The 26,780-nt window shown below is 62.3% G+C and carries 26 protein-coding genes, 4 tRNA genes and 1 riboswitch; of the genes, 24 read left to right on the top strand and 6 right to left on the bottom strand.

Annotated features, from left to right (window positions below):
- Window position 1: 1 nt before the first annotated feature.
- Both cobI and cobJ read left to right on the top strand, forming a co-directional pair.
- Window positions 2-718, top strand: a complete 717-nt coding sequence (gene cobI / locus VSX56_RS06510) for a precorrin-2 C(20)-methyltransferase (RefSeq protein WP_350935758.1) — start codon at window positions 2-4, stop codon at window positions 716-718.
- The gene (gene cobJ, locus VSX56_RS06505) at window positions 715-1,473 is read left to right on the top strand and encodes a precorrin-3B C(17)-methyltransferase (protein WP_350935756.1); all 759 of its coding nucleotides are present in this window, start codon (window positions 715-717) and stop codon (window positions 1,471-1,473) included. Before cobI ends, cobJ begins: the two co-directional genes overlap by 4 nt.
- Here cobJ and VSX56_RS06500 read toward each other — a convergent pair.
- Window positions 1,470-2,207, bottom strand: a complete 738-nt coding sequence (locus VSX56_RS06500) for a cobalt-precorrin-6A reductase (protein ID WP_350935754.1) — start codon at window positions 2,205-2,207, stop codon at window positions 1,470-1,472. The genes cobJ and VSX56_RS06500 overlap by 4 nt on opposite strands.
- Between VSX56_RS06500 and cbiE the strand changes: the two genes are divergently transcribed.
- The 17 genes from cbiE (at window position 2,206) to VSX56_RS06415 (ending at window position 18,342) form a co-directional block, all read left to right on the top strand.
- Complete coding sequence (cbiE, locus tag VSX56_RS06495) at window positions 2,206-3,381, top strand: precorrin-6y C5,15-methyltransferase (decarboxylating) subunit CbiE (RefSeq protein ID WP_350935752.1); 1,176 nt, start codon at window positions 2,206-2,208, stop codon at window positions 3,379-3,381. The genes VSX56_RS06500 and cbiE overlap by 2 nt on opposite strands.
- On the top strand, window positions 3,378-3,752 hold the full coding sequence (locus VSX56_RS06490) for a cobalamin biosynthesis protein (RefSeq protein WP_350935750.1): 375 nt from the start codon (window positions 3,378-3,380) through the stop codon (window positions 3,750-3,752). The genes cbiE and VSX56_RS06490 overlap by 4 nt, the downstream gene beginning before the upstream one ends.
- The gene (gene cobM / locus VSX56_RS06485) at window positions 3,749-4,534 is read left to right on the top strand and encodes a precorrin-4 C(11)-methyltransferase (RefSeq protein ID WP_350935748.1); all 786 of its coding nucleotides are present in this window, start codon (window positions 3,749-3,751) and stop codon (window positions 4,532-4,534) included. Before VSX56_RS06490 ends, cobM begins: the two co-directional genes overlap by 4 nt.
- Window positions 4,531-5,835: a cobyrinic acid a,c-diamide synthase CobB gene (locus tag VSX56_RS06480; RefSeq protein WP_350935745.1), complete on the top strand. Its 1,305-nt coding sequence runs from the start codon at window positions 4,531-4,533 to the stop codon at window positions 5,833-5,835. The genes cobM and VSX56_RS06480 overlap by 4 nt, the downstream gene beginning before the upstream one ends.
- The gene (cobA, locus tag VSX56_RS06475; protein WP_350935743.1) at window positions 5,832-6,560 is read left to right on the top strand and encodes a uroporphyrinogen-III C-methyltransferase; all 729 of its coding nucleotides are present in this window, start codon (window positions 5,832-5,834) and stop codon (window positions 6,558-6,560) included. Before VSX56_RS06480 ends, cobA begins: the two co-directional genes overlap by 4 nt.
- 73 nt (window positions 6,561-6,633) lie before the next feature.
- Window positions 6,634-6,845, top strand: a riboswitch (cobalamin riboswitch).
- 54 nt (window positions 6,846-6,899) lie between these two features.
- Window positions 6,900-7,565: an energy-coupling factor ABC transporter permease gene (locus VSX56_RS06470; RefSeq protein ID WP_350935741.1), complete on the top strand. Its 666-nt coding sequence runs from the start codon at window positions 6,900-6,902 to the stop codon at window positions 7,563-7,565.
- A gap of 105 nt (window positions 7,566-7,670) precedes the next feature.
- Complete coding sequence (gene cobF / locus VSX56_RS06465; protein WP_350935738.1) at window positions 7,671-8,426, top strand: precorrin-6A synthase (deacetylating); 756 nt, start codon at window positions 7,671-7,673, stop codon at window positions 8,424-8,426.
- 456 nt (window positions 8,427-8,882) lie between these two features.
- Window positions 8,883-9,179 carry an STAS domain-containing protein gene (locus VSX56_RS06460; protein ID WP_339112615.1) on the top strand — a complete coding sequence of 99 codons (297 nt, stop codon included), beginning with the start codon at window positions 8,883-8,885 and terminating at the stop codon, window positions 9,177-9,179.
- A 75-nt stretch (window positions 9,180-9,254) separates the two neighbouring features.
- Window positions 9,255-9,620, top strand: a complete 366-nt coding sequence (locus VSX56_RS06455; protein ID WP_339112614.1) for a response regulator — start codon at window positions 9,255-9,257, stop codon at window positions 9,618-9,620.
- Window positions 9,620-11,575 carry a chemotaxis protein CheA gene (locus VSX56_RS06450; protein WP_350935736.1) on the top strand — a complete coding sequence of 652 codons (1,956 nt, stop codon included), beginning with the start codon at window positions 9,620-9,622 and terminating at the stop codon, window positions 11,573-11,575. Before VSX56_RS06455 ends, VSX56_RS06450 begins: the two co-directional genes overlap by 1 nt.
- Window positions 11,572-12,057: a chemotaxis protein CheW gene (locus tag VSX56_RS06445; protein ID WP_339112612.1), complete on the top strand. Its 486-nt coding sequence runs from the start codon at window positions 11,572-11,574 to the stop codon at window positions 12,055-12,057. Before VSX56_RS06450 ends, VSX56_RS06445 begins: the two co-directional genes overlap by 4 nt.
- A complete protein-coding gene (locus VSX56_RS06440) occupies window positions 12,048-13,688 on the top strand; it encodes a methyl-accepting chemotaxis protein (protein WP_350935732.1) in 1,641 nt (546 codons plus the stop codon). Before VSX56_RS06445 ends, VSX56_RS06440 begins: the two co-directional genes overlap by 10 nt.
- Window positions 13,685-14,179, top strand: coding sequence for a chemotaxis protein CheW (locus tag VSX56_RS06435; protein WP_350935730.1), 495 nt, complete (start codon window positions 13,685-13,687; stop codon window positions 14,177-14,179). The genes VSX56_RS06440 and VSX56_RS06435 overlap by 4 nt, the downstream gene beginning before the upstream one ends.
- Before the next feature lie 39 nt (window positions 14,180-14,218).
- A complete protein-coding gene (locus VSX56_RS06430) occupies window positions 14,219-15,064 on the top strand; it encodes a CheR family methyltransferase (protein WP_339112609.1) in 846 nt (281 codons plus the stop codon).
- Window positions 15,065-15,070: 6 nt separating this feature from the next.
- Window positions 15,071-16,165 (top strand): protein-glutamate methylesterase/protein-glutamine glutaminase, encoded by a 1,095-nt coding sequence (locus VSX56_RS06425; protein ID WP_350935725.1) that lies wholly within the window; start codon window positions 15,071-15,073, stop codon window positions 16,163-16,165.
- Complete coding sequence (locus VSX56_RS06420; protein ID WP_350935723.1) at window positions 16,165-17,784, top strand: hypothetical protein; 1,620 nt, start codon at window positions 16,165-16,167, stop codon at window positions 17,782-17,784. The genes VSX56_RS06425 and VSX56_RS06420 overlap by 1 nt, the downstream gene beginning before the upstream one ends.
- 90 nt (window positions 17,785-17,874) lie before the next feature.
- A complete protein-coding gene (locus VSX56_RS06415) occupies window positions 17,875-18,342 on the top strand; it encodes a DUF3429 domain-containing protein (protein ID WP_350935721.1) in 468 nt (155 codons plus the stop codon).
- A 62-nt stretch (window positions 18,343-18,404) separates the two neighbouring features.
- Here the strand turns inward: VSX56_RS06415 and VSX56_RS06410 are convergent.
- The 3 genes from VSX56_RS06410 to VSX56_RS06400 all read right to left on the bottom strand — a co-directional run bounded on the left by VSX56_RS06410 (window position 18,405) and on the right by VSX56_RS06400 (window position 19,597).
- A tRNA-Asn gene (locus VSX56_RS06410) sits at window positions 18,405-18,479 on the bottom strand.
- Between the two features lie 55 nt (window positions 18,480-18,534).
- Window positions 18,535-18,609: transfer RNA gene (locus VSX56_RS06405), tRNA-Asn, on the bottom strand.
- A 70-nt stretch (window positions 18,610-18,679) separates the two neighbouring features.
- Entirely contained in the window at window positions 18,680-19,597 is a 918-nt protein-coding gene (locus tag VSX56_RS06400) for an MBL fold metallo-hydrolase (protein ID WP_350935719.1), read from the bottom strand.
- Window positions 19,598-19,638: 41 nt separating this feature from the next.
- Between VSX56_RS06400 and VSX56_RS06395 the strand changes: the two genes are divergently transcribed.
- Window positions 19,639-20,982, top strand: a complete 1,344-nt coding sequence (locus VSX56_RS06395; RefSeq protein ID WP_350935716.1) for an ATP-binding protein — start codon at window positions 19,639-19,641, stop codon at window positions 20,980-20,982.
- 7 nt (window positions 20,983-20,989) lie between these two features.
- Here VSX56_RS06395 and VSX56_RS06390 read toward each other — a convergent pair whose 3' ends face one another.
- On the bottom strand, window positions 20,990-21,163 hold the full coding sequence (locus tag VSX56_RS06390) for a hypothetical protein (RefSeq protein WP_350935714.1): 174 nt from the start codon (window positions 21,161-21,163) through the stop codon (window positions 20,990-20,992).
- A 276-nt stretch (window positions 21,164-21,439) separates the two neighbouring features.
- Here VSX56_RS06390 and lon point away from each other — a divergent pair, with 276 nt between their 5' ends.
- The 3 genes from lon (at window position 21,440) to VSX56_RS06375 (ending at window position 24,466) form a co-directional block, all read left to right on the top strand.
- Window positions 21,440-23,857 (top strand): endopeptidase La, encoded by a 2,418-nt coding sequence (gene lon, locus VSX56_RS06385; RefSeq protein WP_350935712.1) that lies wholly within the window; start codon window positions 21,440-21,442, stop codon window positions 23,855-23,857.
- A 127-nt stretch (window positions 23,858-23,984) separates the two neighbouring features.
- A complete protein-coding gene (locus VSX56_RS06380; RefSeq protein WP_350935710.1) occupies window positions 23,985-24,332 on the top strand; it encodes an HU family DNA-binding protein in 348 nt (115 codons plus the stop codon).
- A 59-nt stretch (window positions 24,333-24,391) separates the two neighbouring features.
- Window positions 24,392-24,466, top strand: a tRNA-Val gene (locus tag VSX56_RS06375).
- Window positions 24,467-25,117: 651 nt separating this feature from the next.
- Here VSX56_RS06375 and VSX56_RS06370 read toward each other — a convergent pair.
- A tRNA-Ser gene (locus tag VSX56_RS06370) sits at window positions 25,118-25,207 on the bottom strand.
- A gap of 199 nt (window positions 25,208-25,406) precedes the next feature.
- On the opposite strand from VSX56_RS06370, the gene VSX56_RS06365 reads away from it, so the two are divergent.
- Complete coding sequence (locus VSX56_RS06365; RefSeq protein WP_339112600.1) at window positions 25,407-26,492, top strand: AI-2E family transporter; 1,086 nt, start codon at window positions 25,407-25,409, stop codon at window positions 26,490-26,492.
- Window positions 26,493-26,780 lie beyond the last annotated feature (288 nt).

The following is a 26,780-nucleotide window of genomic DNA, read 5'->3' as shown; positions in this document are numbered from 1 at the left end:
GATGGGACGGCTCATCTGTGTGGGGCTCGGCCCCGGTGATCCCGATCTGATGTCGGTAAAGGCGCATCGGCTGGTGTCGGGCGCGCGTCATGTGGCCTTCTTCCGCAAGAAGGGCCGGATGGGGCAGGCACGCCGTATCGTCGATGGGATGCTCTTGCCGGAGGCCGTCGAATATCCGATGGATTATCCTGTCACCACCGAGATTCCCTTCACCGATCCCGAATATAACCGTCTTCTTTCGGCCTTCTATGACGGTTGGGCGGAGCGGCTTGCTGCGCTTTGTGTCATGCAAGATGTGATCGTGCTCTGCGAGGGTGACCCCTTCTTCTACGGCTCCTTCATGCATCTTTATACCCGCCTCAAGGACCGGATTGCGGTCGAGGTGGTGCCGGGGATTACCGGCATGTCGGGCTGCTGGACGGCCACGGGACTGCCTGTGACATGGGGCGATGATGTGCTGACGGTTGCTATGGCGACACTCCCCGAAGAGGACCTGACCGCGCGGATCGGTCAGACCGATGCGCTGGTCGTCATGAAGATCGGGCGCAACCTGCCCAAGCTGGCCCGCGCCTTGCAGGCCGCCGGAAAATATGACGATGCGTGGCTTGTGACCCATGGCACGATGGCAAACCAGACCGTGCAGAAACTCTCCGAGATCAGCGGCGAGGTGCCTTATTTCTCGATCGTGGTCGTGCATGGTCAGGGGCGCAGGCCATGAGCGGGCGTCCCTCTGGCTGGGTGCAGGTAGCAGGGCTCGGCCCCGGTGACGAGGCTCTGGTGACGCCGCAGGTGCAGGCCGCCTTGGCCGAGGCCACCGATATCATCGGTTATATCCCTTATGTCCGCCGCGTGCCGGACCGCGCGGGCCTGACCAAGCATGAAAGCGATAACCGCGTCGAGCTGGAGCGCGCGACCCATGCGCTCTCGCTTGCGGCACGGGGTGCGCGGGTGGTGGTCGTCTCCTCGGGGGATCCGGGGGTGTTTGCGATGGCCTCGGCGCTCTTCGAGGCGCTGGAGGCAGGGCCGGTTGGCTGGCGTGATCTCGATATCCGCATCCTGCCGGGGATCACCGCGATGCTGGCAGCCTCCGCCCGGATCGGTGCGCCGATGGGCCATGATTTCTGCGCCATCAATCTGTCGGACAATCTCAAACCCTGGACGGTCATCGAGACGCGGCTGAGGCTGGCCGCGCGGGCGGGGTTCTCGATGGGGTTCTATAATCCGCGCTCGGCCTCGCGCCCGCACCAGTTCGGGCAGGCTTTGGCGATCTTGCGCGAGGAACTGCCGGCCTCCGTGCCGGTTTCATTCGCACGCAATGTCTCGCGTCCCGACGAACGGATCGTGACGGTGCCATTGGGGCAGGCGCAAGCCGAGATGGCGGATATGCGCACCGTGGTAATCGTGGGCACCGCCGAGACCCGTCAGGTCGGGCGGTTCTACTATACCCCGCGCTCGCTGGCACAGGAGCGTTAGAGCCCGTGTCCGAGCCAGCCCATCACATCCTCTGCCGCGTGGAAGACCAGCCGTGCCCCCGTTTCGGGGCGCTCGATCATGAGGACGGGCAGGCCGAGGCGCCGCGCGGCATCGATCTTGGCGCGCGCGCCCGTGCCTCCGGCATTCTTGGCCACCACCAGATCGATCCGGTGCTCCTGCAGCAGCGCCAGATCCTCATCCTCGAGAAACGGTCCCCGCGCCAGCACCACGCGGCAATCGGGCACAGGCAGCGGCAGGGTTGGGGGATCGACCAGCCGGAGCAGGTAATGGTGCTGCGGGACGGCGCCGAAAAGCCCGATATGCTGGCGACCGATGGCAAGAAACACGCGTTTTGCCTCGATGGGCAGGGCACTGGCGGCGGCCTCCATATCGGGCACAGAGGTCCAGCGGTCACCGGTTTGCGCAACCCATGGCAGCCGCTCGAACCCGCACAGCGCCACGCCTTGCGCGCGACAGGCCGCAATCGCGTTGCGGCTCATCTGCGCGGCAAAGGGATGGGTCGCATCGATCACATGGGTGATTGCCTCGCGCGCCATATAGGCCCGCAGCCCGTCAACCCCGCCAAAGCCCCCGACCCGCAGGGGAAGCGGCTGGGCCACTGGCGATTGCGTGCGCCCCGCATAGGAATAGACCGCCCAGAGCCCTGCGCGCGCCAGAATGCGGGCCATTTCGGCGGCTTCGGATGTGCCTCCGAGCAAAAGGATACGCGGCATGGATAGGCCCTGGCTCCATATTATCGGTCTTGGCGAAGATGGACCGGCGGGGCTGTCGGATGCAAGCCGCGAAATCCTCTCTCAGGCTTCGGTCATCTTTGGCGGGCCGCGCCATCTGGATCTGGTGGGCGCGGGCGCGCGAGGGCGGGCATGGCCTGTGCCCTTCGATCTGGCCCCGGTTCTGGCGCTGCGCGGGCAACGGGTTGTGGTGCTGGCATCGGGCGATCCGTTCTGGCATGGGGCGGGCGGGTCGCTTGCGGCCGCGCTGGCCCCCGAGGAGTGGATCTGTCATCCAGCGGTGTCCTCGATCGCATGGGCGGCCGCGCGGCTGGGGTGGCGGCTCGAGGAGGTCGAGACGCTGGGCCTGCATGCCGCACCTCTTTCGCGCCTGCGTCCCTCTCTCGCACAGGGCAGCCGCCTGATCGTGACGTTGCGGGGCGGGGCACAGGTGGCCGAACTCGGGGCCTATCTCGACACTCTGGGCTTTGGTGCCTCGATACTCCATGTCTTCGAGGCCATCGGCGGTCCGCGCGAGATCCGCCGCGATCTGCCAGCGGATGCGGTCACCGGAGAGTTCGGGCAATCTGTTCTGGTGGCGATTTCGGCGCAGGGCGGGCCCGGTCTGCCGCGTGGCTTCGGGCTCGACGATAGCCTCTTCACCCATCATGGCCAGATCACCAAACGCCCCGTCAGGGCATTGACGCTATCGGCGCTTTCGCCTCGTCAGGGCGAATATCTGTGGGATCTCGGCGCGGGTTCTGGCTCGATATCTGTCGAATGGGCGCTGGCGGGCGGGCGGGCCGCAGCTCTCGAGCCGCGCGCCGACAGGCTCGGCCAGATTACCGAGAACGCGATGAAATTCGGGATCGATCACCGGATCGATGTGCTTCAGGGCCACTGGCCCGAAACGCTGCCTGAAGTGCGTCCCGATGCGGTGTTCATCGGCGGCGGGCTTACGCGCGAGGGGTTTGCCGCGCTCTGGGAGCGGCTCCCGCAAGGCACACGGGTCACCGGTAACGCGGTGACGCTGGAAAGCGAGGCGCTTTATCTGGAGCTTCAGGCTACACTCGGCGGGACCCTCTTGCGGATCGAGCTGGCGGAGGACGCGCCCTTGGGGCGCATGCGCGGCTGGGAGCGTGCCCGACCGATCCTGCAGTGGAGTGTTGCGCGATGAGACGCGTGCTGGGCATGGGGCTACGCGCGGATGCAACCGCCGATGCGCTAGCGCAGGCGATTTCCGATGCGGGGCGGGTCGATCTGCTGGCGGTGTTGGAGGATAAAGGCGCGCACCCGGCGCTCACCGCGCAGGGCATCGCGCTGCAGCTGCTGCCGCGCGCGGCCCTGTGCGGGGTGCAGACCCCCACCATCTCGCCTCGTATCATGGATATTTTCGGCACGGGCTCGGTGGCCGAGGCGCTGGCGCTCGTGGCTGCGGGCGAGGGCGCGCGGATCCTGTCCCCCCGCAAGGTCTCGCCCTGCGGCACGATCACGACGGCGCTTGCCGGACAATACGACACCGGACCACTCGAAGAGGATCACCCATGACCGTCCATTTCATCGGCGCAGGCCCCGGTGCGGCCGATCTGATCACCCTGCGCGGGCGCGATCTGATCGCGCGGGCGCCTGTCTGTCTCTATGCCGGATCGCTGGTGCCCGAGGCGCTGTTGGTGCATTGCCCGTCAGGGGCGCGCATCATAAACACCGCCCCTCTGTCGCTTGACGAGATCATGACCGAGATCCGCCACGCCCATCAGGCGGGGCAGGATGTGGCGCGGCTCCATTCGGGGGATCTGTCGGTCTATTCGGCAATGGGCGAGCAACTGCGTCGTCTGCGGGCCGAGGGCATTCCCTACGAGATTTGCCCCGGTGTCCCCAGTTTTGCGGCGGCTTCTGCCGCGCTCGGCACCGAGCTGACCCTGCCCGGCGTCGCGCAATCGCTGGTGCTCACGCGGACCTCGGGGCGGGCCTCCCCCATGCCCGACACCGAGACGCTCGAGAATTTCGCGGCAACCGGCGCGACGCTCGCGATCCATCTCTCGGTGCATGTGCTCGAGGAAGTCGTCGCGCGGCTCTTGCCGCTTTATGGCGCGGACTGTCCGCTGGCCGTCGTCTGGCGCGCGAGCTGGCCCGACCAGAAGATTGTGCGCGCCACGCTCGGCACAGTGCTTGCGGCATCGGAGGGCATGCGGGGGCGCACCGCGCTTATTCTGGTGGGACGGGCGCTGGCGCAAGAGGGGTTTGACGAGAGCCGTCTCTATGCCGGCGATTACGACCGCCGCTACCGCCCCGTAGGGACCGATCCGCGTTTTCCGGAGGGAACTGAATGAACGGGCTCATCATCTCGGCCACTGGGTCAGGCACCGGTAAGACCACGCTCACTCTGGGCCTGCTGCGCGCCTATCACCGTGCGGGTGTCGGGGTCCGTTCCTTCAAGGCGGGGCCGGATTATATCGATCCGGGCTTCCATCTGGTGGCGTCCGGCCTGCCTTCGGCCAATCTCGACAGCTGGGCGATGCCCGAGGGGGTGATGGCGCGGATCATTGCGGGCGCCGAAGGGGCGGATCTGGTGATTGCCGAAGGGGCGATGGGGCTCTTTGACGGGGTCGCGCAAAACGGGGCCACCGCGCGTGGCAGTGCCGCGGATCTATCGGTGCTGACAGGCTGGCCGGTGGTGCTGGTGATCGATGCGGGCGGGCAGGCGCAATCGGTGGGCGCGGTCGCCTTGGGGTTCGCGCGGCTGCGTCCCGAGGTCAAGATCGCAGGGGCCGTGGTCAATCGCGTGGCCAGCCCGCGCCACGAGATGATGGTCCGCGAGGGGCTTGCCGAGGCTGGCATTGCCTGCCTCGGATGCCTGCCGCGCCTGAAGGATCTCGAAATGCCCTCGCGCCATCTGGGGCTCGTGCAGGCCTCCGAGCGGCCCGAGCTTGACGCGCAGATCGAGGCGATGGCCGATCTGGTGGCAGGGCATCTCGACCTTGCGGCGCTACGCGCGCAAGCCGCGCCCACACGCGCGCTTGCGGGTGCTGCGGCTCCGCTCACGCCCCCCGGCCAGCGCATTGCCATCGCCCGCGATCAGGCCTTTTCCTTCCTCTATCCTCATCTTCTGGACGGCTGGCGGCAGGCCGGTGCGGAGATCGGTTTCTTCTCGCCGCTCGAGGACCAGTCACCCGACCCGACGGCCGATTGTGTCTGGCTGCCGGGCGGCTATCCCGAACTCCATGCGGGGCGGCTTGCCGGAAAGGCGAGCTTCCTGAAGGGGCTTCGCGACTTCGCGCAGACCCGTCCCGTGCATGGCGAATGCGGCGGCTATATGGTGCTGGGGCAGGGGTTGGTCGACAAGGACGGAGCACGCCACGCGATGGCGGGGCTTCTGGGGCTAGAGACCTCCTATGCCAAACGTAAGATGCATCTGGGCTATCGTCACGCGCGGCTTCTGGCGCCCATTCCGGGGCAGGCCGAAGGGGCTGCGCTGCGCGGGCACGAGTTCCATTTCTCGACCATCCTGTCGCAGCCCGACGCGCCTCTGGCCCGCGTGACCGATGCGGCCGGTCTTTCGGTGGTGGAAACCGGATCGCGCAGGGGCTATGTCACGGGCACCTTCTTCCATCTGATTGCGGAGGATATATGAGCGGGTTCGTCAGTTTCGTCTCTTCCGGTCCGGGGGATCCCGAACTTCTGACCCTGCGCGGGGCCGAGCGTATCCGGCAGGCCGATGCGATCCTCTTCGACGATCTCTCTGCCGGTCCGATCCTCGATCTGGCGCGGCCCGAATGCGATCTGATCGGCGTGGGCAAACGGGCCGGACGTCCGTCGCCAAAACAGGACCATGTCAGCCAGCTTCTGGTCGATCATGCCCGCGCGGGCGGCAGGGTCGTGCGGCTGAAATCGGGCGATGGCGGCATTTTCGGGCGGCTCGAAGAAGAGCTGAGCGCCTGTCGTGCGGCGGGGATCGGGTTCGAGATCATCCCGGGGGTGACGGCGGCCTCGGCGGCAGCGGCGGCGGCACAGATCCCGCTCACGCGACGGCTGACCGCGCGCAGACTGCAATTCGTGACCGGCCATGACGTCACGGGTGCGCTGCCCGAGGAGTTAAACATGGCGGCACTGGCCGATGCGCAGGCGGTCACGGCCGTCTATATGGCGCGGCGCACCTTTGTGGCGCTGGCGCAGCGGCTGGAGGCTGCGGGGCTGAGCCTCGAAACGTCGGCCATGATGGCGGAATCGATTTCTCATCCCGACGAGGTGATCTGGCGTGGGACAATGCGCGAGCTGGCGGCCCAGATCACCGAACAGGCCGCGAGTGGCGCGATTCCAGTCAAGCCCGCGCTGATCTTCTATGGCGCGCTGGCCTGAACGGGCCAATTCTTGTCCGGCTGTGCCAATTTCTGCGCTTCCGCTTCGCGCGGCTTGACCTAACGACCGCGTTCGCCAAGAGTGATCCCACGGTTTCCGGTGGCCGAGAGGTGCTGCCGGATGAAAAGGGAATCCGGTGCGGTGTAGCCATCAGGCGCCAAATCCGGAACTGCCCCCGCAACTGTAAGCGGTGAGCCTGCTCCGGAATGCCACTCCGCAAGGGGGAAGGCGGCATGCAGGTGACGAGTCGCGAGTCAGGAGACCTGCCGTGGATATGGGCCGCTGGCCCGTCGTCAGTCACCATAAATGCCGTCGGGGTCGACGGCAGGGAGAACGTATATGCATATCGAACCGGGCATCGTGCATGGTGCCAAACTTCTTCTGAGCTACGCCACCGCCGCAGGTGCCGCCACTTATGTCGCCCATGAGGGGGTCAGGACGCTCAAAACCCGAGAGCTGCCGATGATGGCGGCCCGTGCCGCGGCCGCAACCGCTGCGGTTTTCGTCTCGTTCCAGATCCTGCCGCATCATCCGGCGGGCGTGTCTGAGGTCCATCTGATCCTCGGTTCCACGCTGTTTCTGATGCTGGGCTTCGTGCCGGCGGCCATTGGCCTGGCGCTGGGGCTTCTGACGCAGGGGCTGTTCTTCGAGCCGCAGGATCTGCCGCAATATGCGATGAATGTCACCACGCTTCTGGTGCCGCTCTTCGCGCTTCAGGCGCTGGCCCAACGCCTGATCGCCCCCGATACCGCCTATGCCGATATCACCTATAAACAGGCGCTTGCGCTTTCGACGGCCTATCAGGGCGGGGTAATCGCATGGGTCGCGTTCTGGGTGCTTTACGGTGAGGGTGTGTCGGTTGCAACGCTGGCCAATGTCGGCACCTTCGGCATCGCCTATATGTCGGTCGTGCTGGTCGAGCCGCTCGTCGATCTGGCCGTGCTGGCCGGTGCCAAGGCGCTGGGGCGCAACCGCTTCGTCCTCGCACGCGTCTATTCCGCCTGAGTGCTGGCACAGCCCTGGCGCACCTGCTAAGGATCCGACCGCAGCCTGTCACGGGCTGCGGTTTTCTTTTGCGGTTCTTTTTCTGCGAAACGTCTGGGGGCGGTAATGTGGGCAATCTCTCTGATCGGGATCGGGGCCGGTAACCCCGACCATCTGACGCTTCAGGCCATCGAAGAGATGAAAGCCTGCGAGGTGATCCTGATCCCGCTCAAGGGCGCAGCAAAGGATGATCTGGCACAGGCACGACGCGCGATTTGCGCGCGTGTATTGCCCGATAGCGGGCCTGCGCTGCGCGAGTTCACCCTTCCGGTGCGCGATGCGTCCGAACCCGATTACCAGCGCCGCGTGGCGGATTGGCATGACGCCATCGCGCGGATCTGGGAAGAGGAGTTGCGCGCCGCTCTCCCGCAGGGCGGGCGCGCGGGCTTTCTCGTCTGGGGGGATCCATCGCTCTATGACAGCACGCTCCGGCTGGCCGAACGGGTGGCCGCGCGTATGCCGCTCGAGCTTCGCGTCATTCCCGGAATTACAGCCATTCAGGCGATGACGGCGGGCCATGCCATCCCGCTCAATACGGTCGGCGGGCCGGTGACCATCACTACGGGGCGCAATCTGCGCCATAACGGCTGGCCCGAGGGCGCCGAGAGTGTCGTGGTCATGCTCGACGAGGGTGGGGCCTTCACCGCGATCGATCCGGAGGAGGTGGAGATCTGGTGGTCCGCCTATGCCGGTATGGCGGAAGAGTTGCGGTTGTCGGGCCCGCTTGCCGAGGTCTCGGAGCGAATCCTGACCACGCGGGCCGAGGCCCGTAGCCGCCATGGCTGGATCATGGATATCTATCTGTTGAGAAAATCCCGATAATACATCGGGGCGCGCGCGGCCAGGGAGTGGTGCGCGAACAGCAAGAAAAGGTCACTCGTTACGCCTTCTACAACGTCGAAGGTTGCGTCGGTTATACGGGCTTGGTGCTGGCGCACAACTCACGTTTGCGCGCGGTAGATATGCACAACGGGCAATAGACATGCGATGGGATTTCTGATAAGGATATCAGATACATCTAAGAAATAGATTGATGACGAGCAGCTTTCTGGCATGAAGATTTCATTATGCCGTATCTGGGCTTGGCGCAGCGATCCGCAGCCACTGTGATTGATGCATTCCGGGACCTGTCCACCGGCCCTTCCGGCCGCGACACCAGCCCTAAATTTTCATAGCTTTTTAATTAAGCCGTCAGGTTTTGTGGCGTATTTAGCTCTCCGTTAATTCTTTGGGGCGATCTCTTGCTAGATGATGCAACCCAGAAGAGTAATTTCTCACATGATGGTCAGCGAGATCACGATTGCCAATGCCAAGGCCGTCGCCAGCCAGCTCGACAAGGCACTTGTCGCTGGTGCGTCCATCCGCCTGGAGACCGCCCGATGGACGGCCTGCGACATGGCCGGAATGTCGGTGCTGATCGCGGCCTTCCGCACGGCGCAGCTCCGCAAGGCGCGGCTTCAGGTCACGCTGGAGGATACCTCTCCTGTGCCCGCGATACTTGCGCAGTCCGCGCTCACCGATGACCAGCTCAAACGCGATCCGGATGGTGTCTGGGTCGATATCATTCCCTGTTAGTTTCCCGTCCCGCGGCACCGCACCTGATCCGTGACGGCGCATCTGTCGCAGGGCCCCAATCCAAGGCCGCACTTCATGACCAAAACGATTGTCACCATCGATGATTCTCCCTCCGTCCGCCAGATGGTCAGTGCAACGCTGACCCGCGCGGGCTATCGGGTGATCGAGGCCGCTGATGGTGAGGATGCACTGGCCAAGCTGCAGGGCGAGCGACCCAATGCGATCCTGACCGACCAGAACATGCCCAAGATGGACGGTCTGACCTTCATCCGCACCTATCGTGCGCGCCCCGAGGCGCTTGGCGTGCCGATCGTCTTCATCTCGACCGAAACGCGCGACGATCTGAAACAGCAGGCGAAGGCGGCAGGGGCGATGGGCTGGATGGTAAAACCCTTCGACCAGCAGCAGCTTCTGAATGTGGTCAAGAAGGTCGCGGGCTGATGTCGATGGATGACGACGCTGCCCAGATCTTTCTTGCCGAGGCGCTGGAGTTGCAGGCCTCGATCGAGGCAAACCTGCTGGATCTGAAATCGCGTCCTGCGGATCGGGAGCTGATCGATTCCCTTTTTCGGGAATTGCATACGCTCAAAGGGTCGAGCGCGATGTTCGGGCATTCAGCGCTGTCGGCCTTCGTGCATGAATTCGAGACTGCTTTCGAGACCCTGCGCCAGCCCGGTGCCTGCGCGACCGATGCGCTGATCAAGGTGGCGCTTGCAGCCTGCGATCAGTTCCTCGCGCTGCTCGATACGCCCGAACTGGCAGCACCGGCCAGTCCCGCTCTCCTGCAGGCGCTGGCGGATGCGCTGTCCCAGAAGGCGCCGCTGGCTGTGCCGGCAGCTTCAGGAGGGCCCGGTTGGCGGGTGACACTTGCAGCGGGTCCCGCGGCATTGGGGCTGGGGATTTCGATCCCCGCGCTCCTGCAGGAACTGCGCGAACTGGATCCGGAGGTCACACTGCGCGCAGATCTCTCCGAGGTTCCCCCGCTCGAGGCGCTGAACCCGCTGGTGCCACCGATCCGCTGGTCGATCAGGCTGCCATCGGGGGTGACGCGCGACCAGATCGATGGGGTTTTCGTGTTTTCCGCGGATGATCTCGTTCTCGACATCCGGCAGGAAGATGGTTCTCCCGAGCTGACCGTGGCGACGGGTTCCCCCCAGCCGGAGGCCGGCGAGACGGGTGGGGGCGATGCCCCGCCAACGGGGCGGGAAGCGGCGCTATCGACCATGCGGGTCGCGACCGAGAGACTGGATGAGCTGATGGACCGTGTGGGCGAGCTGGTCATTGCCGAGGCCCGCCTGCATGACCTGAGCCAGGAGATGCGCCTGCCATCGCTGATGTCGGTGGCCGAGGATATCCGACGGCTGACATCGGGTATGCGCGACACCACCATGTCGATCCGCATGGTGCCGATCGGCACGCTGTTCGGGCGGTTCCGTCGCCTGATCCATGATCTCTCCGACCGCCTTGGCAAGCCCATCGACTTCGTGACGCTCGGGGGCGAGACCGAATTGGACAAGACGGTGATCGAGACGCTGGCCGATCCGCTGGTCCACCTGCTGCGCAACTCCATCGACCATGGTCTCGAGGATAGCGCCACGCGCGCGGCGCAGGGGAAATCCGGCAATGGCCGGATCGAGCTGTCGGCCACCCATGCCGGTGCCGAGGTGCTGGTGCGTATCCGCGATGACGGGCGGGGCCTCGATCTGGCGCGTATCCGTGCCCGTGGCCTCGAGCGCGGCCTGATTACCGAGGACCAGATCGTCACGCAGCAGGACCTGCGGATGATGATCTTCGCGCCGGGTTTCTCGACCGCGGAAACCGTCACCGATCTTTCGGGGCGTGGCGTGGGTATGGATGTGGTGCGCTCTGTCATCGAAGGCCTGCGGGGGCAGATCGAGGTGTCCTCCGAGCCCGGCTATGGGACGGAGATCACCCTGCGTCTGCCGCTGACACTCGCTATTATCGACGGCCTGCTGATCGAGGTCGGACAGGAGCGCTATACGATCCCTGTTGCGGCGGTCGAGGAATGTGTCGAGCTGCCGCCCGAATTGGCGCAGAGCGATACCAGCTCGAATTTCCTCAATGTCCGTGGGGGCATGGTGCCCTTTATCCGGCTCGCTGATCTCTTCGATGTTCCGGGCCCGCGCTCCGATTTCCAAAAAGTGGTGATCGTGACGGCGCTCGGTGGGCGCGTGGGCGTCGTGGTGGACCGGCTGGTGACCAATAACCAGACGGTGATCAAGCAGCTCTCGCGGCTACATGCGGGGCTCAAGAGCTTTTCGGGTGCGACCATCCTTGGCGATGGCACCGTTGCCCTGATCCTTGATGTCGCAAATCTCGTCGCGGCGGGCCGGTCAATGGAAGAGGCGCTCCGTACGCGCGAGAGGGTCGCATGATGAAGGTCGTCACACTCATCCTTGGCACCGAAACATTGGCGATCCCGACCTCGGCGTTGCGCGAGATCCTCGAGCCGGTCCCCGTTACGCGGGTGCCGCAGGCGGGGCGCTTTGCAACCGGTCTGATCAATGTGCGCGGCGGGGTCGTACCCTTGGCCGATTTGCGGATCGCGCTGAATATGAAAACGCGCGAGCCGGACGAAAACACCCGCATGTTGGTGCTCGATATACCGCTTGCGGGCGAGGTGACGACGGTGGCCGTGCTTGCCGACCGTGTGCTGGATGTCACCGATATCGACGATGGCGCCATCGACCCGATCCCCGAGGTCGGTATGCGATGGCCGCCAGATTTTGTGAAGGGCATCGCCCTTATGGACGAAAAATTCGTTATCATACCCGATCTCGAACGGATCTTTGCCATTGCCGTGCCGGGGAGTGCGGCTCATTCCCAAAACGAACAGGAACCGGCCAAATGCGTTTGACCATTAAAGTGAAGCTTGCGCTTGCCTTCGCTGCCATCATCGTGATGGTGGGCGTGGCCCAGATGATCGCGATCCGTGATCTCGGGAATCTGAACCAGAGCCTCAATACCGTCGTCGACGAGGATGCCCTGCGCGTCCGTCTGACCGAGGAGCTGATTTCCGAACAGCTCAAGGTGCAGCGCGATGTGCGTGACTATCTGCTGACCAGCGATCAATCAGGCAAGGAGCGGATCATGGAGCGGATGACGCAAGGCCGTGCAATAGCGCTCAGCTATCGGGAACGGCTCGAGGCGATCGCGACCGAGGAAGGCAAGACCCAACTGGCCGAATACGAGCGCGTCGCGCAGGAGATCAAAGCGACGAATGACCGCGCGATCGCTCTGAGCGATAGCGGCAATCTGGCAGCTGCCACACGCATCCTCACCGTCGATGCGGAGAGGCTCTGGTCCGAGATGCAGTCCTCCCTCGCCGTCATCCTGCAGGAAAACATGAGCCGGATGAGCGAGGCGTCGGCCCGCACCGACGAGATCTATGCCGATGCGCGCATATTGCTGTTCACGATGCTCTCTGTCGCGGTAATCGTCGGACTTATCTCTGCCATCTGGCTTGTCACCTCGATCTCCCGCGGGCTGCAACGCGCAATCGATCTGGCGCGAGAAGTGTCCAAGGGCAATCTTACCGAGACGGCCTATCTGCGTGGCAATGACGAAGTGACCGATCTGATGCGGGCGCTTAATTCGATGGTCGAACAGCTACGCGAGACCGTGTCCGAAGTGACCGGTGCGGTGCGTAACGTGGCCGCGGGTGCCGACCAGATGGCTTCGACCTCCGAAGAGATGAGCCAGGGCGCAACCGAACAGGCCAGCTCGACCGAACAGGCATCGGCGTCGATGGAGCAGATGGCGGCCAATATCCAGCAAAATGCAGATAATGCGAGCGAGACCGAAGCGATGGCCAAGAAATCGGCCCTTGATGCGCGCGAGAGCGGTGAAGCGGTCGCGCGGGCTGTCGAAGCGATGCAGACCATTGCCGAGCGGATTCTGGTGGTGCAGGAGATCGCCCGCCAGACCGATCTGCTGGCGCTCAATGCTGCCGTCGAGGCGGCCCGTGCAGGCGAACATGGACGCGGCTTTGCCGTGGTGGCCTCCGAGGTCCGCAAACTGGCCGAACGCAGCCAGACCGCTGCGGGCGAGATCTCGAGCCTGTCTGGCAACACGGTAAAGGCTGCGCAGGAGGCGGGCCAGATGCTCGCGGGTCTCGTGCCCGATATCGAAAAGACCTCCGAACTGGTCGCGATGATCTCGCGCTCGACGCAGGAACAGGCCACGGGCGCGTCGCAGGTCAATCTCGCGATCCAGCAGCTCGACAAGGTCACGCAGGAAAACACCTCGGCCTCCGAGGAACTGTCGGCCACCGCAGAGGAGCTGACCAGTCAGGCAGAGCAGCTACAATCCGCCATCGAGTTCTTCCGCGTCGCGGCCTCTTCGGGCAACCAAGTCAAACCCAAGATGCGCAAAGCTCCGACCAAGGCGAAACGGCAGAATGTCGGGTTCGATTTCGATCTGGGGTCTGCCGAGGATGCGCTTGACGCGGAATTCACACAACATTCCCGCAAGGACCGCGTCGCATGAGCGGTGAGGGAGCCGGGCTGGGGCAGGTCGTGATACTAGGTGTGGCGGAGGATCTCTTCGCCATTCCTGTGAGCCGCATTCAGGAAATCCTCGACCGCCGTCAGATTGCACGGTTGCCCGATGCACCGCCGCATGTATTGGGCGTGATCGATGTGCGTGGTGCAGGGGTCTCGGTGATCGATCTGCGCTCCATTCTCGGACTCGCGCCAAAAGCCGAGGATGACAGCACGCGCATCCTCGTCCTCTGGATCGAGGAGGGCGGACGCAAGGCACGGATCGCCATGCGGGCGGATCGGGTGATCGAGGTCCGCGAGCTGGATAATGACCGGCTCGATCCTGTGCCGGAGGCAGAGCTTCTTCACTGGGACCATCGCACGATAGCGGGCCTCGGTCGGCGCGCAGGCGAGTTTGTGTCGGTGCTCGATATCGACCGTTTGCAACAGGTCTTTGGCGGATCGGTTCCACAGGCGCCCCGTATCAGTGCGGCCTGACAGACAGCATTTGCTTACCCCCAAACCAGTTTATCCCTCATGAATCTCAATTCCGTGCAAAGCGCCAAACACCTCTATCATCAGTTCACCAGCTTCGTGCAGGACGAGATCGGCGTGCAGTTGGGCGAGAGCAAACGCACCATGGTCGAAAGTCGCCTGCGTCACAGGATGGCCCAGTTGGGGCATGCAACTCTGGACAGCTATCTGCATTATCTTTTCGAGGAAAATGCTCTGGCCGAAGAACGCGCTGCGATTTTCGATGCGGTGACGACCAACAAGACGGATTTCTTCCGCGAACCCGCGCATTTCAACCATCTGATGAATGTGGCACTTCCCGAGGCCGTGGAGCGCAAACGGTTGGAGGGACAGAGCGTGAAGCTCTGGTCGGCCGCCGCCTCGAGCGGTGCCGAAGCCTGGACCATCGCCTTTTGTGCCGCGACCTGGGCTGCGACCCATCGGGAGTTCCGCTGGTCGATCGTGGGGACCGATATCAATCGGGAGGTGCTTGATCTCGCGCGCATGGCGATCTATCGCGATGCTCTACTGGAGCCTGTGCCGCAGAATATGCGCGAGGCGTTCCTGATGCGCGGGACGGGGCGGCTGGAGGGGCAGTCACGCGTTATTCCCTCATTGCGCCGACATGTGCGCTTCCACCAGATGAACCTGCTCGATGACAGCCTGCCGCTCGATCGCGACGTCGATGTGGCCTTTTTGCGCAATGTGTTGATCTACTTCTCGCCTGCGGATCAGACACGGGTGATACGCTCTGTAACGCGCCATATTTCTCTGGGCGGTTATCTATATCTTGGGCATTCGGAATCCATGATGATGCGCGACCCGCAGCTCGAACAGACCGCCCCCGCAATCTTCCGGAAAATTGGATAATTCACGATGCAATCCGATCCGATCAAAGTCATGATTGTCGATGACAGCCCCTCCGTGCGGCGGATGTTTGCATCGCTGATCGCCGATGAGGCCGATATGGAGCTGTTCGCGCAGGCCGAGGATCCGTTTGTCGCGGTCGAGCAGATGCGCAGTGTTCTTCCGGATGTGATCCTGCTCGATCTGCATATGCCACGGATGGACGGTTTGACGTTCCTGCGCAAGATCATGTCGCAGCGCCCGATCCCTGTGGTGGTCATCTCATCGCTCGCGCAGGAAGGATCGGAGACGATGATGAAAGCGCTGGAATATGGAGCGGTCGAGGTGCTCGAGAAGCCCCGCCCGCGCACACCGGATGAACGACAGGAAATGGTGATCCGCATCTCCGATGTGATCCGTGCTGCCGCGCAATCGCGCCGTACAAAGCGCCGTCCCGCGACGCCGATCAAGCCCGTGGGCGAACGGCATACCGCAGATATCATCCTGCCCAAACTCTCCCATCCGCCGCGGGTGGCAGGGCCGCCGCTGATCGCCATCGGGGCCAGCACGGGCGGGACAGAGGCCTTGAAAGCGGTGCTGGAGACATTGCCGCCCACATTGCCGCCGATTGCCATTGTCCAGCATATGCCGCGCGCCTTTACCGCGGCCTTCGCCGAACGGCTGGACCGCTATAGCGCGCTCGAGGTGTTCGAGGCCTCAGAAGGTCGCACGCTCGGTCGGGGGCAGGCGGTGCTTGCGCAGGGCGACCGGCATCTGCTGCTGGGTCGCCACGGGACCGGCTACAGGGTGCAGTTGAATAACGGGCCTGCGGTGGCGCGCCACCGGCCGTCGGTGGACGTTCTGTTCCGCTCGGTCTCGCAGGTGGTAGGTGGATCGGCGCTGGGGATTATCCTGACGGGGATGGGGGACGATGGTGCCGCCGGAATGGCCGAGATGCGGGCGGGCGGCGCGCGGACCTTGGCGCAGGACGAGGCGAGCTGTGCGGTTTATGGTATGCCCCGTGCCGCGATGGAGACGGGGGCGGCCGAAAAGGCGGTTCCTCTGTCGCAGGTGGCCGAACAGATCATCAGATGGGCCGCGGCGCAGGAAAGGGCAGGTGTGTGATGTCTATTGCCCGCGCCGCCACGCTGCCTGGTTCCGATGTCTCATGGCCGGTGGTCCAGCAGATCCAGCGACAGATCGAATCGCATTTCCTCGATATGGGGTCGCTCCTGCTGCGCACGGGCCATGCGCTTGACGAGCAACGGGTGCCGATCGACGAGCTGACGCGGTTGAAGGATGACATGATCGAGGCGACCTGCCGCAGGCTTGCTCAGGCCAAGACCGGCAGCCATGATCTGGAACAGGCCATGGTGACCTCGATGGAGGCGGTAAAGACGCTTGATACGCAGGTGGAAATCCTTGCGCGCGAGCTTAAATGCCTTTGGCGCTCCGTGCGCACGATGAAGATCGTGGGCCTGAACGCCAAGGTTTCGGCCTCGGAGCTTGCAGGGCGCCACAAGGGGTTGAGCGTCTTTACCACGGCAACGGGCGAGATCGTGCAGAATTCCGAACAGGTGCTGACCGATGCGGATACGCTGGTCGAGAAGATCCGTGACCGGATCGCCCGACTGGCGACATCGGGCTTCGGGCGCCAGCTGGAGGATATGCGCCAGTTCACCCAGAATCTCGTGGCATTGGCGGAGATGTTCGAAGGACTGACAAACGGCAATGAGGCGCAGTTACAGCTTGGCGGGGCGCTTTTACAGCGCAATGCCGATCTCGCGGCGGCGTTGGGCGAGGGGCTGGTCGCGTTGCAGGTGGGCGATGCCACGCGCCAGAGGCTTGAACATTGCGAGCAGATCCTTTCGCTGCCGGATCCTGCCGGTCATTCCCAGATCGAGGATCTGGCCTGTGCGCAGCTGCGGGTGGCGAGCGATACATTCACGATCGAGGCCGACCGGCTGTCGGAGAAGCTTGTCGAAGCGCTTCGGATCTCGCAGGAGCTCGCGGGCAAGGGTGGCGGGCGCCAGAGCAAGGGGACTCTTTTCTCGCAGGTTGGCGATATTACCGCAGCAGCAGAGACACAGCTTGGCCTGATCCGTATGGTCCTACTGGAGACGGGGCGGCAATCCTCCACGCTTTTCTCAGAATTCGGGCAACTCTCGGATCGCCTACGCGATATAGGCGCACTGGAGGAGCAGATGCGGATCGTCGGGATGAACGCGATTATCGGCTGTGGCCAACTGGGCGATGACGGCATGGCACTGAAGGAGATCGCCCGTCAACTCGGGCAGCTCGCAGCCGAGAACTCCCGGATCTATAATGATGTAAAGGCCGCATTGAACGGGATCGAGACCCATATCGGCAAGTTCATAACGATGATGGAACAGCCCGCGGAACTGGTGGACAGGATCGAGACCGAGACGCGCGCGATCATCGACGAAAGCGGCAAGTTGGTCCGGTCGGGCCAGCAGTTGCGGGCGGGGCTGGTCGCTGCGGTCACCGAAGTAGGTGAGGGTCTTCCGAAAGCGCGCCGCGAACTGGATCAGCTCAAGCGCCGTCTTGCAGAGGAGGCGCGCAAGGCACAGCCATCGCAGTCGCTCCAGGCACTGCCCGACGCGCTCGATGCCAAGATCATGGAGATCTACAGCATGGAAGAGGAGCGCGCGCTTCACCGTGCGCTGTTCGGCAAAGAGGATGCAGCGGCCTCGCCGCCACCCGCTGACGATATTTTCTTCTGATTGTGTGTGGGGGTGAGCGCGCTTTCGTGGAACCGCTTGCCAAAGCAAAGCTTTCACCAGTGACCGGCCATGATCCTGAGGAGAGTTCCCATGACACAAACGCAGCGTATCTTTACCATTCGGGAAACAGCGGGAATACCGTTCGATGGAGAAGTTTTCGGCTGGCTTCCGGTTATGCCGATGGCACTCGGTATGCTGGGGATGTTCTTTTTGCCCGGAGCATGGCAGGGGGTCTGCACCGCGGCAACTGCGGTCTGGGGCAGTGCGATTCTGCTCTTTCTGGCAGGTGTCCGCAGGGGGCTCAGTTTCCGCACGCCGGGCGGGGTCAGAGCTGTCCAGCTGCTGACGATGCTGGTCTATTTTCTGTGGGGGCTTGCGAGCCTTCTTGCACCGCTCTCCGTTTCACTCTGGATGCTGTGTCTTGGCTACGCGGCGATCGCATTGATCGATCCGATCGCGGCACGCCGCGGCGAGGCGCCGCTCTATTTTGCGCGCCTGCGTCCGGTCCAGATGGGCACTGCGGCAGTCATTTACGGCGCGGTGGCACTCGGGTTTTAAAACCAAAGGAGACGCGCTTTTCAAACCGTTTTGAACGACTGTAACGCAAATGTCTGTAAATGTGGCTCCGGCGGTAGGGATCGAACCTACGACCAATTGATTAACAGTCAACTGCTCTACCGCTGAGCTACGCCGGAACTGGCTCCCTCTCTCGGTCATGTTCACCAACATCCCCGATCGGGGAAAGGATGTTGGCTCCGGCGGTAGGGATCGAACCTACGACCAATTGATTAACAGTCAACTGCTCTACCGCTGAGCTACGCCGGAACATGTGGCGCTGTATAGCGACGGGTTTTCGGGCATGCAAGAGCCTAAATGACGTTTTTTTGGCAGAAAATCATCGCAGCCCGAAAATTGCCCGATCGGTGATGACACCGTCAACGGAAACCTGATCTTTTTCCATCATGTCAATAAGATGGGCGAGGCAGTTACGGGTTGCTGCGGCCATCACACGCGGCGGCAGATCGCCATAGACCTGCATGGCAATGCCCTGAGCCGAGGCAGGACCGGCGGTAAGCACATTGAGGATCTGTGCATGACGAGCAAGCCGGTGCGCGCGCAGATCGTCAATCCGTTTTGCAGGCTCGCGCACCGGATCGCCATGACCGGGCAGGAAAAGCGTGGCCTTGCAGGCCTGCAGCCTGTCGAGGGCGCGGAAATACGATCCGAGATCCCCATCGGGAGGCGAGATGACGGTAGAAGTCCAGCCCATCACGATATCGCCGGTCAGCACCGTATCGCCAATCTCAAAGCTCAGATGGTTGCCGAAATGGCCCGGTGTATGATGTGCGGATACAGACATCCCGCCCAAATCCAGACAGTCGCCATCAGCGAGGGTGATATCAGGGGTAAATCCATGATCCACCCCTTCGCCGCCGCCCAGATGCCCCTCCTCGGCCAGCTGTTCCATTAGCGCGCTGCGCCCTGCGGTGACCCCGCCGAAGCCATAGACCGGGGCGTTATGTGCAACGGCGAGGGCGCGGGCGGAGGCACTGTGATCGACATGGGAATGCGTCACCAGCACGGCTGCGATCCGCTCCCCCGGCGCGAGGCAAGACTGGAGTGCGGCCAGATGGCTTGCCTCCATCGGTCCCGGATCGACGACCGCCACATCGCCTCGGCCGAGGATATAGCTGTTGGTGCCCTGATGGGTCATCGGCGAGGGGTTCGGGGCCAGCACATGCCGGATTCCATCGGGCAGGGAAATCTGCCCGCGACGCTGACCTGGCGCGGAATTTTCATCTGACATGTGCATCGTGGCTTTTCCTTTCCACAGGGCCTCGCTACGGTTCTGCCATGAAATTCCACTGGCTGAAACAACTGATGCCGCGCGGGCTTTATGGTCGCGGCGCCCTCATCCTCCTGCTGCCGATCGTGACGATCCAGCTGGTCGTCTCTGTCGTATTCATCCAGCGCCACTTCGAGCGGGTGACAGAGCAGATGACGGGGTCGATGCTGCTCGAGATCGATCTCATGATCGATACCGTTGATGACGCGGTCGATCTGGGGGAGGCGCAGACCAAGCTGTCGGCGCTTGGAAAACCGCTACAGATCCGGACCGATCTGCCGGCCGTGCTTGACGAGACCCGTGGCGATCACCGGCGGTTCTATGACCTGACAGGGCTCGTGGTCATGGATGTGCTCCATCAACTGGTGCGTCCGGTGCAGGCCATCGACCTGACCGACGGGGATCGGGTCGTTCTCTGGGTAATGACCGATAAAGGTCTGATGAAAATCGACTTCGCGCGCGGGCGGGCCTCGGCGTCCAATCCACACCAGCTTCTGGTGCTGATGATGGTGGTGGGGCTTCTGATGAGCGTCATCGCCTATCTTTTCCTGCGCAACCAGCTCAAGCCGATCCGGCATCTGTCGATGATGGCCGAGGCGTTCGGGCGCGGGCAATCAGTGCCCTACAGGATATCGGGGGCCACCGAGGTCCGCTCGGCGGGCGCGGCCTTTCTGGATATGCGCAACCGGATCGAGCGCCATATCGAGCAGCGGACCATGATGCTCTCGGCGATCAGCCATGACCTGCGCACGCCCTTGACACGGCTCAGGCTCGGATTGTCGATGCTGCCGCGGAACGAGGAGGATGCCAAGGATATCGAGGATATGGAGATGGATGTGGCCGAGATGGGACGGTTGATCGATGCGTTTCTCGAATTCTCGCGCAATCAGGCACAGGCTTCTGCGCCGGATGATACAGATATCGGCGCTCTGGTGCGCGATGCGGTGCAATATGCACAGCGTAGCGGCAAGCCGGTCATTCTGGGCAATTGTCCACCCGATGGCGAGGTGATCGTGAAACTGCGCAGCGAAGCGATCCGCCGCGCGCTGGACAACCTCATCGGCAATGCGCTGCGCTATGGCGGGCAGGCCGAGGTTACGGTGACGCTCGGCGGGAAAGTGCTGAAGATTTCGGTGGAGGATCCGGGGCCGGGCATTCCGCCCGAACGCCGCGATGAGGCCTTGCGGCCCTTCACGCGACTCGATCCCGCGCGCAATCAGGATCTGGGGCAGGGCGTCGGGCTGGGGCTGTCGATTGCGTCAGACATCGTGCGCGCGCATGGAGGCTCGCTGAATCTGCGCAAAAGCGAGTCTCTTGGCGGCCTTCAGGCCGAGATCGTCCTGCCACTCTGAGCGGCGCTCAGACCAGACGCAGAAGCGCGAGAGCCGCGAGCGAATAGGCCGCAAGGCCCAGTGCCGCGCCCGGCAGGATCCACCATCCTTGAGGCTGCTGCTGCGGAAGGACCTTGGCGACCGCCATGCTGCGCGGTGCCATGCGTTGGCTTTGCCGGTTATGGAGGCGCTGCGGGGTCATTCTGTCGGTCCTTTCAGATTTTATGCGGGGAGCGGATTTGTGAATTATAATTACCATATAATTTAGTTATTGGCAATATTGTTGCGGGCGCGGTGGTGAAATAATCTTCGCCCCGATGCGTTCCATATATCGCCATCCGCGTATGGGTGGCGTAACATTTGCGTAACGCAGAGGTGGTTGAACCGGCACGGGACGCCGCCTATCTATTGCTGGACTAGGGAAGAGACGGGGCTGCCTATCCGGGGCCGGTGCTCTTTCGCCATATAAGGAATGACCATGACCGAAATCTCCTCGCAAACCCATCCGGTCCTGCCGCTGCGCGATATCGTTGTGTTCCCGCATATGATCGTGCCGCTGTTTGTGGGCCGTGAAAAATCGGTGCGTGCGCTGGAAGAGGTGATGGCCGAAGATCGTCAGATCCTTCTGGCCAGCCAAGTCGATCCCAGCGTCGACGAACCCGATACCGATGGCATCTTCCGCATCGGCGTTCTGGCAAATGTGCTCCAGCTCCTCAAGCTGCCCGATGGCACCGTAAAGGTGCTCGTCGAGGGTAAAACGCGCGTGCGGATCACCGAATTCGTCGAGAACGAAGAATTCTTCGAAGTCCATGCCGAGGCGCTTGAGGAAGTGCGCGGCGATGAGGAGACGATCTCCGCGCTTCTTGGCTCGGTCGCCGAAGAGTTCGAGCGTTATGCCAAGATCAAGAAGAACATCCCCGAGGAGGCGCTGACGGCTGTCTCCGACACGCATGAGCCTGCCGAACTGGCAGACCTTGTTTCAGGTCATCTAGGCCTTGAGGTCGGGCGCAAGCAGGAGCTTCTGGAGACGCTCGACATCTCGGCGCGCCTGGAAAAAGTCTATGGTCTGATGCAGGGCGAGGTCTCGGTTCTGCAGGTCGAGAAAAAGATCAAGACCCGCGTCAAGAACCAGATGGAGAAGACCCAGCGCGAATACTACCTGAATGAGCAGATGAAGGCCATTCAGAAGGAGCTGGGTGACGGCGAGGAGGGTCAGAACGAGATCGCCGAGCTGGAAGAGAAGATCGCCAATACCAAGCTCTCGAAAGAGGCGCGCGAGAAGGCTGATGCCGAGGTCAAGAAGCTCAAGAATATGAGCCCGATGTCGGCCGAGGCGACCGTTGTGCGCAACTATCTCGACTGGATGCTCTCGATCCCATGGGGCACCAAATCGCGCGTCAAGAAGGATCTTGGCCGTGCCGAGGACATCCTCAACGCCGATCACTACGGTCTGGAAAAGGTCAAGGAGCGCATCGTCGAGTATCTCGCGGTACAGGCCCGTTCGGCCAAGCTGAAAGGCCCGATCATGTGCCTTGTCGGCCCTCCGGGTGTGGGTAAGACCTCGCTGGGCCGGTCCGTTGCCAAAGCCACGGGACGCGAGTTCATCCGCATCTCGCTGGGCGGCGTGCGCGACGAATCCGAGATCCGCGGTCACCGCCGGACCTATATCGGCTCCATGCCGGGCAAGATCATCCAGGCGCTCAAAAAGGCGAAAACCACGAACCCGCTCATCCTGCTCGATGAAATCGACAAGATGGGTCAGGACTTCCGTGGCGATCCAGCCTCGGCCATGCTCGAGGTGCTCGATCCCGAACAGAACGGCACCTTCGTGGACCATTATCTGGAGGTCGAATATGACCTCTCGGATGTCATGTTCCTGACCACGGCCAATAGCTACAACATGCCGGGCCCGCTTCTGGACCGGATGGAGATCATCTCGCTGTCGGGCTATACCGAGGACGAGAAGCTCGAGATTTCCAAACGTCACCTGCTGCCCAAGCAGGTGAAGGCGCACGGGCTGAAGAAATCCGAGTTCGAGATCGAGGATGAGGCGATCACCGATATCGTGCGTTACTATACGCGCGAGGCCGGTGTTCGGAGCCTCGAGCGCGAGATGGCCAAGGTGGCGCGTAAAGCCGTGACAGAGATCATCAAGTCCAAAGGCCAGACCAAGCATATCGATGTCGATAGCGCCAAACTGGAAGAGTATCTGGGCGTGAAGAAATTCCGTTACGGACTCGCCGAGAAGGAAGATCAGGTGGGGGTTGTGACCGGCCTTGCCTGGACCTCCGTGGGGGGCGATCTCCTGCATATCGAGGCGCTGCGTCTGCCCGGTAAGGGCCGGATGAAGACCACCGGTAAGCTGGGCGATGTGATGAAGGAATCGATCGATGCCGCGTCGAGCTATGTCCGCTCGATCGCGCCGGAGATCGGGGTCAAACCGCCGCGCTTCGAGAAATGGGATATCCACGTCCACGTCCCCGATGGCGCAACGCCGAAGGATGGCCCATCGGCCGGTCTGGCGATGGTGACCTCCATCGTTTCGGTGCTCACCCAGATCCCGATCCGCAAGGATATCGCGATGACAGGTGAGGTGTCCCTTCGCGGGAATGCGATGCCGATCGGTGGCCTGAAAGAGAAACTCCTCGCCGCGCTGCGCGGTGGCATCAAGACCGTGTTCATTCCCGAGGAGAACGAGAAGGATCTGGCCGATATTCCTGACAATGTGAAGGAAGGGCTGAAGATCATTCCCGTGACCCATGTGCGCGAGGTTCTGGAACAGGCGCTGGTGCGCAAGCCCGAGCCTGTCGAATGGGACGAGGAAGCCGAGGAGGCCGCCGCTGCCGCCAAGGCCGCCTCGGAGGCCACATCGGGGCAGGGCGCCATCGCACACTGAACCTTGAACGGATGCTGGAAAGGCGCGGGGCTTCCCGCGCCTTTTCCATTTGCCACTGCAGCAATTCCCGCTAGCCTGAAAGGTGCCGGTGCTGATTCAGCGTGGCCGGCAGAAAAGGATTCTGGATATGTCCTCAGACGACACTCAAACCGCCGAAGGTATTGCGGCGATGCCCGTCGATGCCGATGCCGCGACGCCGCCGCAGGCCCAGCTGGCGCTTCGCAAGAAGGATCTGGTCGATCGCGTGGTCGAGCGCAGCGGGCTGAAAAAGCCACAAGTCAAAGCCGCGCTCGATGCCCTGCTCGAGGAACTGGGCGAGCAGCTGGCCGAAGATACGCCGCTGATCCTGCCGCCTCTGGGCAAGCTGCGCGTGACGCGGCGTGACGCCAAGGGGCAGGGCGAGGTTCTGGTGCTCAAACTGCGCCGCTCCGCACCGGCCTCCCATGGTGCAGGCGACGACGAAAAAGAAGTGTGAAAAACTTCACATAGCCTCTTGCGCCCCCGAGCGCGGGAGGCTAAACACCGCGCCACGGAGGGCGATTAGCTCAGTGGTAGAGCGCATCGTTCACATCGATGATGTCGGGGGTTCAAATCCCTCATCGCCCACCATCCCTTCCTTTGAATATGTGGCAAGTAGTTTTTTGCCTTGTGTCATGCGCAGCTCGCATGTGGCATCTTGCCATGCGAAATATCCGAACGCTTTCTATCGCGCCCTCTAATGGGCGATTGCTGGATTTCCTGAAGTTAGCCGTGAGTAAGAAACCGCGCAGCCGCTATGCCTCTTGCTGCAGCGGGCAGCTCCCGCTGATCGAGATTGCAACATACTTAGTTGCCTCGCAGGAAAGCGGATCGACATGGGGCGTGCGCTCCAGACCAGTTTCCAAATCGGTTTGGATGATTGTTTAGCCCTCGTTTACTTGGCTGTGGCGAATCCTGAAGGGCGTCATGCCGCCAGCAATAGGGCGCAGGGCTGATCGCGCGCCAGGCCCGCACACATCTACCGCAGATCCACGATTCGATCTTTCAAGGCAGCAGCAGCAGGTTGCACTGGTCCGCCATAGCCAGCGGCAGGCATTGTTTTTCGCTGATCCGGAGAAATACACTGCCACTACGAAGTTGCTCGGCACCCCTATGCTCGACAGTCGCAGTCCGGGTTTTCCCGACTATCTCACCATGACGGGCCGTGACCGCATCGTCGGCCAGAAAGACCCGCGAGCTTGCGAGAGGCAAGTTGAGATATCTGTGAAATGGGGGGGGTGGTGGCGGACAGGAAGGGATTCGAACCCTCGAGACGGTTCCCCGCCTACACACTTTCCAGGCGTGCGCCTTCGACCACTCGGCCACCTGTCCGAGGGGGTGTCTAATTAAAACGAACGGGGCGTGCAAGAAGGTTTTTTCAAAAATGTCATTTCTTTTTTTCAAGCCCTTAGAAAGCAATCCTGCACGCGTTCTTGTTTTGCCATGCGCGGGAATTTAGGGTGGGAAAACAGCGAATGGGATCATGGGATACCCCTGTTGAACCACGCAGTATCTAGCCGACGGGATTGCCATGCCAGACGATATCTCCCCCCAACCGCGGCTTGGTTTGCGCCGCGAACCGCGCCAGCTGACCAATACTCTTCTGGGAATCATCGCCTTCGTATTGATGCTGTTCCTGCTGACGCAGGCGCGTTTCGTGCTGATCTCGCTGGCGATCGCGATCATCCTGTTTTCTCTGACCTCCGAGGCAATCAATGCCATCGCGCGGCTCAGGATCGGGCCCGTGCGAATCCCGATGTGGCTGGCCTCGATCTTTGCCATGGTGCTGATCGCGACCGGTTTGATTTCGGCATCGGCCTTTATTTTGGCGCAGGCCAATCAGGTGCTGACCCTCGCGCTGACCTATACCGAACCCGCACAACGCGCCATCGCCCAGATCTTCAGCTGGATGGGGGCCGATGTGGAGCAGGCGGTGTTGCAATATATGCAGAATATCAAGATCGGCGGTTACCTGACAGCACTTGCGGGGCAGGCTTCCTCGCTGCTTTCCGGCGCGATCCTGATCACACTGTTCGTGGGCTTTCTCTTTGTCGAGCGGATCTGGTTCCGCTCGAAGCTCCTGAGCCTTCTGGGCGGTGAAGGGGCGCGGGCGGACCGGATCGCGGCCATGGTCGAGCGTATCATGCAACTGGTGAACCATTACCTGCTGGTGAAAGCCATCGTCTCCGCCGCCACGGCACTGGCGGTCTATGCGGTCTTCTTCTTCGGCGGGCTAGAGCTGGCACTGCCGGTGGCGATTCTGACCTTCTTCCTGAATTTCATTCCCTCGATCGGCTCGATCATCGCGACCGTCATTGCGGGACTTGCAGCCTATATTCTGACCGGCGATCTCACCTCGGCCTTTATTGTCTTCGCGATTGCGGGTGGCATCCAGTTCGTGATCGGCAATATTATCGATCCGATGCTGATGGGACATGCGCTGCGGCTCTCGAGTTTTGGCATCATCATCTCTCTGGCGTTCTGGGGAGCCGTCTGGGGTCTGCCGGGGATGTTTCTGGCGGTCCCGATCATGGTGGCTCTGATGATTTCCTGCGCCCATTCGCCGACGCTTCGCCCGCTGGCGATTCTTCTGTCGCGCGAGGGACTACCGGATTGATTTGGTTTCCTCTCTTAGGTTCACATTCCGTTCTTGAAACGTGATCACGCTCATCAAGAGCCATGCCCGCAAGGGAGTGCGGCAATTTTGCCAAGCACCCCTTGCAGAAAAGTCACTTCTGAAAGATTTCTCAATTTAACCAAAGCCATGCATCCTATTCCTGAGTTTTCGCATCAGGGCGGTTCCATCACATTTTGCACAATGAGCAGATTTTCGCCGAGCCTGGTTCTCCTCACTTTCCCTTAACGATGTTTTTGGGCACAAAACTTCCGTGCTCCGAGCCAGATC

The sequence above is a fragment of the Thioclava kandeliae genome (assembly GCF_040297545.1).
GTDB classification, from domain to species: domain Bacteria; phylum Pseudomonadota; class Alphaproteobacteria; order Rhodobacterales; family Rhodobacteraceae; genus Thioclava; species Thioclava kandeliae.
Note: the sequence above shows the minus strand (reverse complement) of the source record. Positions and strands in the feature narration are given on the sequence as shown.